The sequence below is a fragment of the Candidatus Zixiibacteriota bacterium genome, assembly GCA_018820315.1.
Taxonomy (GTDB): Bacteria; Zixibacteria; MSB-5A5; order JAABVY01; family JAHJOQ01; genus JAHJOQ01.
The window spans coordinates 1-9821 of sequence record JAHJOQ010000096.1 but is presented as its reverse complement, the minus strand read 5'-3'; the positions used below and the strand labels follow the sequence as shown (position 1 = coordinate 9821).

Annotated in this window: 6 protein-coding genes and 1 pseudogene; 3 read left to right on the top strand and 4 right to left on the bottom strand. The window is 52.6% G+C overall.

The annotated features are described in order from the left end of the window. Positions 1-509 precede the first annotated feature (509 nt). The 4 genes from KKH67_09335 to KKH67_09320 form a co-directional block, all read right to left on the bottom strand. Positions 510-1103, bottom strand: a complete 594-nt coding sequence (locus KKH67_09335; GenBank protein ID MBU1319381.1) for a hypothetical protein — start codon at positions 1101-1103, stop codon at positions 510-512. A gap of 3 nt (positions 1104-1106) precedes the next feature. Continuing rightward, positions 1107-1550 (bottom strand): hypothetical protein, encoded by a 444-nt coding sequence (locus KKH67_09330; protein MBU1319380.1) that lies wholly within the window; start codon positions 1548-1550, stop codon positions 1107-1109. Positions 1551-1552: 2 nt separating this feature from the next. Then, positions 1553-2833, bottom strand: a complete 1281-nt coding sequence (locus KKH67_09325; GenBank protein ID MBU1319379.1) for a DNA modification methylase — start codon at positions 2831-2833, stop codon at positions 1553-1555. Positions 2834-3062: 229 nt separating this feature from the next. Then, positions 3063-4823, bottom strand: a complete 1761-nt coding sequence (locus KKH67_09320) for a hypothetical protein (GenBank protein MBU1319378.1) — start codon at positions 4821-4823, stop codon at positions 3063-3065. Between the two features lie 359 nt (positions 4824-5182). On the opposite strand from KKH67_09320, the gene KKH67_09315 reads away from it, so the two are divergent. The 3 genes and pseudogenes from KKH67_09315 (at position 5183) to KKH67_09305 (ending at position 9335) form a co-directional block, all read left to right on the top strand. Then, a complete protein-coding gene (locus KKH67_09315; protein MBU1319377.1) occupies positions 5183-5689 on the top strand; it encodes a DUF2924 domain-containing protein in 507 nt (168 codons plus the stop codon). Next, entirely contained in the window at positions 5686-7308 is a 1623-nt protein-coding gene (locus KKH67_09310) for a recombinase family protein (GenBank protein MBU1319376.1), read from the top strand. The genes KKH67_09315 and KKH67_09310 overlap by 4 nt, the downstream gene beginning before the upstream one ends. Positions 7309-9194: 1886 nt before the next feature. Further along, positions 9195-9335: pseudogene (locus KKH67_09305) on the top strand (thrombospondin type 3 repeat-containing protein). The last annotated feature ends 486 nt before the right edge of the window (positions 9336-9821 follow it).

Here is a 9821-nt window from a genome sequence, read left to right as displayed (position 1 = left end):
TTGATCTGAAGATGGGTTTTTGAACTGGGGTCATAAAGGTACTCCTAGTGAACCGTTGTTCTAACCGTACTTCCCGGATCGGATGGGTAATGGCATGTTACCTGAGCTTGCATTCGATTCCTGACCGAAATTGCACCTTTTTGAACTGTTTTGAGATATTGCCTCCCGAAGTGCAATAATCAAGGCACTCGTTTACGTAATCACGCGGTAAACGATTTGGCATCAGCAAGATATGAATGATGAACCAACTCCTCAACGCATCATTCCGAGGTTTAAAAAGGTGCAAAGAGAATGCTCGCGAGGTGCAGTCCGGTACGCCGCACAGAGCATGATCGTGCAAGCTCAGCCGCAATTCAGTTCATCAATGAAGTTCATCAATGGCCAGAAGACACCATTGCCTTCCAGGATTCAGCTTGTGGCAACAATCTGCTGTCTGTGAGAGTACAGCGTGTAGACAAAGAGAGCCCCCTTCGTGGCACGCCTCCAGCCTTCCATCTATTGATAAGCCGTCAAATGGCGTGCCTCAGGAATTCCAAGTAGTCCCGTACAAGCGACTTTGGGATTGTCAGCTGGTGAGCTTCGTCACGGAATTGACCATTATTCGACAGTATAACGACAGCTCTCTGACGTGTTCCAGACAAGTCAAGCTGACAATCGAGGATCTTTGAGATGCGCTGCTCAAGCCGCTGCAATGAAAGCACGTCTCTGCCGGACGCCTTGATATCGCTGTCGACAAATTGCCGCAATATTCGGGAAATTGCGATGTCCAGTGATTTGATTGCATCTTCGACTTGCTTCAACTCAGGATCGTCATTTCCTTCTGGCCGATCCATAGATTTCCAGTACATCCAATTCTTGAGCCGCTGTCCCCATGCAAATTGTCGGGACCATCGCTTGATTGTGCTGACAGACATGCCCAAGATCTCAGCCACAGCTGCGTAACTACGTTTATCTCCCAGATCCCAATAGATCCTAAATGCACCCTTTTGCATGCTCGTTTCCTCCTGATGGTGCCTCTCGGCTTTGACTTTCATTTCCTTCCCTTCCGGGGATTTCAGTGAGGCACTGTCAAGGGACGTATGTGTCAGTTGATTCTGACGCACTCCTCACTCCTCATCAGCTTCACATAAGACGACGTGGCCAGAGCGATCTCCAAACCCGCCTGCCGACAGACCTTTCAGCTTCTCGTGCAAATCCAATCGAGCACTGATCAATGAGACCAATTCCCTGATTGTTGGTTTCTGCTCCGGACCTTTAAGGCTCTTCAAAGCTCGCGCTTTCATCAGCTGCGTTATCCTCAAGAGCCGTTGCATATTCTCAGCGCCGTCGAATGAGAGCGATAATCTTAGAGCTGCCACTCTCACTTCATCTGCTTGGTTAACCCTTTTCCGCCAATCGTACAATCCGGACCAGTTCTTCACTGTTCTAATTGAGACGTCAAACTTCTTTGCTACAGCTGCATACGTCCGCTTGTAACCTAATCCATAGTAATATTCGAAAGCTGACTTTTGTTTTTCGTTCTCCGGTCTATGTTCTGTCAAAACGCTCAATTCTAATTCTCCTCCGAAGTTCTGTGCTTCCTGGCTTTCATCAGCCGAGCCTTGTTCCCTGTGCATATTTCCCAGCGGCGTATGACTACATCACAATACTTTGGCTCGACTTCCATGGCAAAACAGCGACGCCCGAGTTGCTCACAAGCGATTAACGTCGTGCCGGAGCCAACAAACGGATCAAGCACGAAATCGTCTCGGACGGTTGAGTTCCTCAATGCCTTGGATATCAATGCTACAGGTTTTTGAGTCGGATGCTGGTAGTCGCCCTCTCGGTCAATCTGCCACACTGTTGTCTGCGTGCGGTCCCTGATCTTACGATGACCCTCCCCTATCCAGCCGTACAGAATTGCCTCATGTTGCTCTCGATAGTCTTGCCATCCCATTGACGCCGCCTGTTTCACCCAAATGATGGTTGAGGAAAGGTGAAATCCAACGGATAGAAAAGCTCGCTCAAATGCAACGCGAATGCCGGCTCCGCTGATCCCATGAAAGACGTACGCGGTTGCGCCCGTACGACATATCTGAGCGACATTCTGGAAGACAATCCGTAAGAACTCCTCCAGAGATGCCAAGTCAAGGTCATCGTTCTTGATATCACCCCACTCGTCCCTCTTCTGACCACGGCTGTGATAGCTCACTCCGTATGGTGGGTCTGTCACAAGACTGTCGATCTTCTGCCCTGCTGTCAGCTTCAGCAGATCATCTACCTTCGTTGCATCTCCACACAAGAGACGATGACCGCCGAGAGTCCACAGATCGCCGATATTGGTAACCGGGTTGGCTGGCAATGGAGGCGCCTGATCCTCTTTGTCGTCTTCGAAGTCGCAACTCTCATCCAGAATCTTAGTCAACTCTGCGTCATCGAAGCCGAGCGATCCCAGATCGAAGTCGACGTCCGTGTTTAGCTCTGCCACCAGCCTGTTCAGCAGTTCCTGATCCCACTCGGCGATTTCAGCAGTCTTGTTGTCTGCGATAACGAATCCGGTGAATTTGGAGCCTATCAATCCTGGTACTCGGATCACGGGGACCACTTTCAAGCCGAGCCGCTTGGCTGCCTTGAGACGTGTGTGACCGGCAGCGATGTTCAGATCGACATCTGTGATGATCGGGTTGTTGAAGCCGTATGTTTGGATCGACCGCGCGACGGCATCAACGGCGTCATCATTGACTCGTGGATTCCTAGTGTTGGGTTTGAGTTTCTCGACCGGGATTTGCTCGACTTTCATCGATGAGCTATCACGTGCGTCGGCCATCTTGCTGATCTTTGCTGTTTTCTTCATAGCCGTCATCCCTCCTCTCCAGCCATCCGACTGGTAACTCTTGGTCCCCTGCGGCTCTCGCCGGACGATGCAGCGTCTACCATGACAAAGTGGGCCGCCGGGATTATCCGACATGTGTTCTTGCACAACAACTACATCACGCACAGTATCTGCTTGTTTTTAGCAAACTTGGGGGGCAACTTCCGAAGTTAAGGAGATGCTTTTATGAATTTTGTGCCACGGACAGCGATCAGCGTTTCACGTTAGTCTTTTCCAGAAGTAGCTCGATTTCGGGGTCATCCTTGTGACGATGGTAAGTCTCTTTCACATTGTCGGCTGTCAACGGCCAATGTGGGTCAGCAAACATAGCTGCCACCAGCGGGGCAGCATAAGCGTACAGACTCCGCCCCACAATGCGTGAAGATCGCTGACTCGGGCACGTAGCGGAACGAACGTGATGTCGTAAGGGTATTCTCTCATCGAGCAAGTCTCCGATGGATTCTTCGAACTGGTGAGGATGAATCGCACGAAGACACTCCACAGTGTAAACGATCATCTGCATACGAATCCGATTATCCTTGCGTCGATGCCCCTCACGCGGGAACAACCGGCTTCGGCCATCCAGAACTTCTGAATGAAATACACAATTCAACAGTGGGTCTCTTATCAACGCATACAGAAATGGTTCCAACGCGGCGCGCTGTAAAGCGAAGTCGCATCTATCCGCGCTACTTAATTTCATAAACGGCCGCAGGATGTTGACATGAAAGAAATCTATCCATTTGCCGTGGAATCTATATACATCCGGCCTCAAACCTTCGAGTACCCGAGCTGCCCAGTATACCATCATGCTGACTGAAGCCCGCTTCTCCCAGAATCTGCGCATTGTAAGAGTCACGTAAGCGGACCATATCAGATCGAATGTCGCCAAACTGAGTCTCAACTTCCTTGTGAAGCACTGCGTAATAAGTTCGAAGTCCCGATTCGGCTCCTCGATGCCTGGACTCAAATGAGGTGGCCAACCTACGCCTGGTAGGTCAGGCGGTTCGGCTGTGGGCGTCTGCCGCAGAGCGCTGTCCAGATTCGCCAGATGGTACAGCACCTCTCCCAACAATGCGTCCGCACTTCGTGGCGATGCGCAAAGGTGTCGACAGAAACGTGACTCGAACGATTCCTGGAGTAGTTCGTGCATCTGCGACGTTTCCAGCCCTGGTACAGCGACCCGCTGAAAGAAACCAGACATGCTAATTGGCTTGTTGAGCCAGTGACCTGGTTCGACTCCGCCCTGGGTGCATGCACGCACGTAGTCCTCCCGCAGCGTTTGGTGAGCAACACCCGTGAGCCGCCCGAGGCCGACTTTGGCAGCAACCTCTCCCACCTGCTCATCTGAAATCTGCTCGGTGCCGGAGTCCTGCTTCAATCGCTTAGCCTCTGCCTCCAGGCCACGCCTTTCCGTGGGTGAAAGATGTAAGAATGCTTTGCGATCCTTCTTGCCATATCGCATTTCCATACACTTCCGCCAAGTCGTAGAATTCCATACGTCCTCGTATAGCTCCGTCCACTCCAGAAACAAGTCCTTCTGTCGCTTGACTGAAAGCCAGAACCGCCGCCTATCTACCATGCTCATACGCCTTGAGGCATCGCGCGGAGGTTTTTCTATTGCGTATCCAAGCGAAGCGGCAAGGAAAGTACAGGCATCCACGACAACGACGAAGTTAGAATCATGAGGCAGAGACCTCACTGCAGCGTCCAGCATTTTGGGCGGAAGATCTTCGATTGTAGGCATACGATAACGAAGCCCCTCCGCCTTCCATTTGAGTTCACTGACCGCCCTCTCCGGTAGGCGACTCGCGAAATCCCTCATAAGTGTGCGCTGCCTCTGCTGCGACAGCGACCTCAGGGTTCCACGGGGTGTCGCCGGCACGAAGTCAAGGGCACCCCATTCGATCAGCTGGTCGATCTCATCATGGCTCCACTGATAGTTCCTGCGACGTGTCGATGGATGCTTCACCTGTCTGATTCTCCCCTGTGTTCATCGAGCCACATGCTCTTGTGGCCCTGCTGCTAATATAGTTACTCAATGGAGCCCCACTTGTCGATCATATTCTTGGCGGAAATCGGATCTGTACTCATTAGGAATAGGCCACGGAGCCGTGTCTTGCTCTTGGCGGCAGGAGTCGGCTTTCTTCTGGCCGGTGCTCACATCTTCCTTCGTCATGACGAGCTCTAACTGGCCATAAGCCAGCACGTTAGAAGAACACGAGAAAGTCAGGAAATCCCCGCTTCTTCCTCTTGACTTTCGGCAGAATATAGTGATCTAGTGTACTGGTGATTACATCATAACACACACATTATCAAGGAGTTACAGAGATGAAAGACAAGAGCAAAACGCAGAAAGAACGCCCTGCCTGGAGCAAGGTCTCAGATCTGCAGAAGATGGGACTCGATGAGCTCAGAGCCGAGTATGAGCGGGTCATCGGCAAACCGACCAAGTCTCGAAACCGCAAACAGCTGTTTGCTCAGATTTCTCGGAAACTGCAGGAAGCAGCCAAGGGATCAGGATCGGGTAACACGGTCCTCACCGCCAAGTTTCAGACAAAGGGGAAGCAGCCGAAGGAGAATGGCGGGAGCAAACAACAGGAGAAGCGTCAGACCAGACCGATCGGCAGCAGAGATCCCCGACTGCCTAAGACAGGCACAACTATCACCAAGAAGTACAAGGGCAAAACCATCAATGTCCGAGTCCTCACGAAAGGCTTCGAATGCCAAGGTCGTGAATTTCCCTCTCTCTCAGCGGTAGCCAAACACATCACCGGAGCCATCTGGAATGGGTTTCTGTTCTTCGGCCTAATCGAGCGACAAGGCAAGAAGAGTTGAAACCTGGCTCCGAACAATCCCGGGAGCAGCGAGTTCGCCTCCCTGCTCCCACAGAGACTATTCGCTGTGCGATCTATACACGCAAGTCGACGACAGAGGGACTCGATTCTGATTTCAGCACACTCGACGCTCAGAGAGAGGCATGCCAAGCCTACATTCTGAGTCAGAAAACAGAAGGGTGGATTGCGTCAGAAACCTTGTACGACGATGGCGGCTTTACTGGAGGCAACACTGGGAGACCGGCGCTGCAGGCACTGTTGTTAGATATCCAGAGCGGTCAGATCGATTGTGTCGTGGTATACAAAGTCGATCGTCTCTCTCGATCTCTGCTGGACTTTGTGAAGTTGATGGAGGTCTTTGAACAGCATGAAGTCTCCTTTGTCTCAGTCACACAACAATTCAACACCGCCACCTCGATGGGACGACTGGTTCTCAATGTTCTTCTGTCGTTTGCACAGTTCGAGCGAGAGATCATTTCTGAGCGCACTTCAGACAAAATGTGTGCTGCGCGGCGGAAGGGAAAGTGGGTAGGTGGACCGCCAGTTCTGGGATATGACCTGGACCGTGAACTAAAGCGTCTCATCCTCGATCCGAACGAAGCGAAGATTGTTCGGGAGCTGTTTGACCTCTATCTAAAGAAGGAATCGATGCTAAAGGTAGCCAGGGAGGCTAATCGGCGGGGTTGGAAAACCAAGTCTTGGGTGACAAGAAACGGGAAGATCAGGAATGGTCGATCATTCGACAAGGCTGATCTACAACGAATATTCACTAACGTAACCTACACCGGGCATGTGCGCCACAGAGATGAAGTGTTTCCCGGCGAACATGTAGGCATCATAGATCCGTCCGTATTCCAACAGGTGCAGACTTTGATCGAGAAGAACAGGAACGCCGGAGGTAAGGCTTACCGGAATCCTCATGCAGGTCTGCTGAAACGGCTGCTCCGCTGCGGCAACTGCGGCGCCGCAATGGGTCACACTTATACTCAAAAGAAGAACAAGCTTTATCGGTATTACCTCTGCACAACTAAGCAGAAACAGGGCTGGCAATCATGTGACACTCCCTTCCTCCCAGCCCAGGATATTGAGGACTTTGTTGTAGAAATGATCAAGCGGATCGGCAGCGATCCTGAGCTGATGGAGCAGGCATTCGCTGAGACTATTGCGCTGAGAGAATCGCAACGAGCGGGACTTGAGCACGAGCGACGCGAGCAATGTGCGGAACAACAGCAAGCAAAGACCAGGATTGAACGACTGGTTGCGATGATCGATTCATCTGACACATCACTCTCCACGGTTCGAGAACATCTGAATAAGGCTGAACAAATCTTCGGCCAGACGGAGCAAGGGCTTGCCGAGATCGACGAAAAGCTGAAACAGTTCGAATCGGAGACTGTTGATAGAGATCGCCTGTTCGACGCTCTGACCCGATTTGGCTCGCTGTGGGAGGTGCTGGCGCAGCGCGAGCGAGTCAAGCTCATGCGCCAGCTTGTTGAGACGGTCGTATTCGATCCAGTGACTGGGGACGTCTTACTGACATTTGAGCCACAATCCATAGCTCAACTCAGCCAGGATTGTGAATCTAATAAAACAGAGTTCGAGTCCGGTCCAGCCACTTGAACTTCCCTACATGTGTCTTGACGTAATTGAATACGTTTATGCCAGAAACGGGCACAGTCCGAGCACACCATGCTCTTAGCACCCTGTCGAGATTCTTGAGTTACTCGCGGCAGCCACTACAAAGCAAGAGCTCGCGAATTCATAGTTCGCAATCTTCATTTCTGTAATGATCTACTCCCTTCTTGCATCAGATCATCAAGCAGATGCGGCGAACGAACTAACATTTAGGTGCAGAGAGATCCGGCAGCAGGCTGGCTACCGGAATGTGATAGAGTCGTTCCCCTGGGTCCAGCAATGCGGTACGTTTTGAATGTCAGCATTACGGCGAGTCGCCTCCTTAACCGATTTGGCAGGTAGTTGGATGCTGTGTCTCGAACGTCGGGCTGAAGACGATGAGTCTGCTCGGGCGCATTCGGCCTTGCTTTCAGCAACTGGATACTGTACTCTTCGGCTTACTAAGGATATCCACATTTAAGATAGGAGTTGAGAGAATGAGATACGCAGTTGCGTTTACCGTTGCCGTCCTGGCCTTTGCGGGGCTCATCCAGATTGTAGCCGATGAGAGCAAGGCAGCTGAACCCCTGACCTTTAAGCCATTTTTCTCTGCGGAATCCGTTCCCCAAGGATCTGCGATGGAGCAGGCGGATTTGATGCCGCCTATCTTAGCAGAAAGCGAAAATCGACTGCCGCTCAGCACAGGGGACAGCGGTTCGACCCGAATCCTGCCAGACAAGAGTGTCACGCCGTATCTCGCGCCTACGGTTCAGCTTGACGGCGAGGCCGCGCGAGTTTCGGGATTCGCAAGCTCGCTCAACAGCAATAGGTTCAGTCAAGCCGTAGAACTGCCGACTGGCGTATCAACTCTCACGCCTTCGGAATGGGCAGGCGCAGAGAGAAACGGCGGCGACGATCTCTGGCTGCCTCTGGGATCGGGAATGAACGACAGAGTAGAGGACCTTGTTGTCTACGACAACAAGCTGATCGCAGGCGGAATGTTCACTACCGCAGACGGAGATGTAGTCAACGGGATTGCGTCCTGGGACGGTTCGTCGTGGTCGCCGTTGGGATCGGGAATGGACGGTGGCGTGTACGCCCTTTCAGTTTACGACGGTAAACTGATTGCTGGCGGACTATTCAGCGCCGCAGGAGGCGATAGTGCGAGCGGGATCGCGTCCTGGGACGGCTTCTCGTGGTCGCCGCTTGGGCTGGGAATAGACGGCAGCGTATACGACCTTGCAGTGTACGACGACAAGCTGATTGCAGGCGGATGGATCGCCACCGCCGGAGGTGACAGTGTTCACAACATTGCCTCCTGGGATGGTGCATCATGGGCTCCACTGGGATCGGGACCAGGCTCCTGGACTTACGTGCTCACAGTTTACGACGGCAAGCTGATCGCAGGCGGAGACTTCAAAATCTCATCCTGGGATGGCTCATCGTGGTCGGGACTTGGATCCGGTGTGAATGATCGCGTTCGTTCGCTCACAATCTTTACGGACCTGCTGATCGTAGGCGGTGTGTTCACCTCTGCAGGCGGTGGAAGCGCGAACAGAATCGCATCCTGGGACGGTGCATCCTGGGCACCGCTGGGATCGGGGATGAACGGGGGCGTGTACTCACTTGGCGTGTACGACAGCACACTGGTTGCCGGCGGATGGTTCACTACCGCCGGGGGTACCGATGCGAATAGGATTGCCTGCTGGGACGATCCAACCTGGTCGCCGTTAGGATTGGGAATGAATAGCGGCGTGTACGCATTCGCGGTGTACGACAGTAACCTCATTGTTGGGGGAACGTTCATCAGCGCTGGAGGTGAGCCATGCAATTATGTTGCGCAATGGAATTGGTCTAGCGATTGGGATTCTGATAGTGTCGCCAATTCTATCGACAACTGTCCGGCAGCATACAACCCCGACCAGGCGGATGGAGACAACGACAGCATAGGTAATGTCTGTGATAACTGCCCTGACATCTCCAATCCCGACCAGTTGGATACGGATGGGGATGGGATCGGGAATGCTTGCGACACACTCATGGCTCTCTTCGATCTGGAGCCAACCTCTGGATACAGCCCTCTTGAGGTGCAGTTCACTGATCAGACCGAAGGGGCTCCGGATCCAGTCAGCTGGAAGTGGTACTTCGGAGACGGGGACAGTTCAAGTGTACAAAGCCCGCCGCACACTTACGTCGTCGACTCAATTCCCGGGCCCAGGAAGTTCTGTGGCTCAGGCAAAACATATCAGATGGAGGTATTCTCCTCAAATGGAGAAAGGCCCACCGCTGAGTCGTCACACCCCAAAGCCACGCCGCGCATGATCGATGGGCTGGACCCTAGCACATCTGGGGCCTTCAATGCGCACTCATCCGCACCCTCGGCTGAACCCTGTTCGCTGTACTATTATCACAATGGAACACCGTCTTACTTCTGGACGATTCCTAGTGTCCCGTCAACCACATAATGTAGGATACAATCTCTTTAGTTTAATCCTGGCATCTTCATTGGTGAAGCGCCA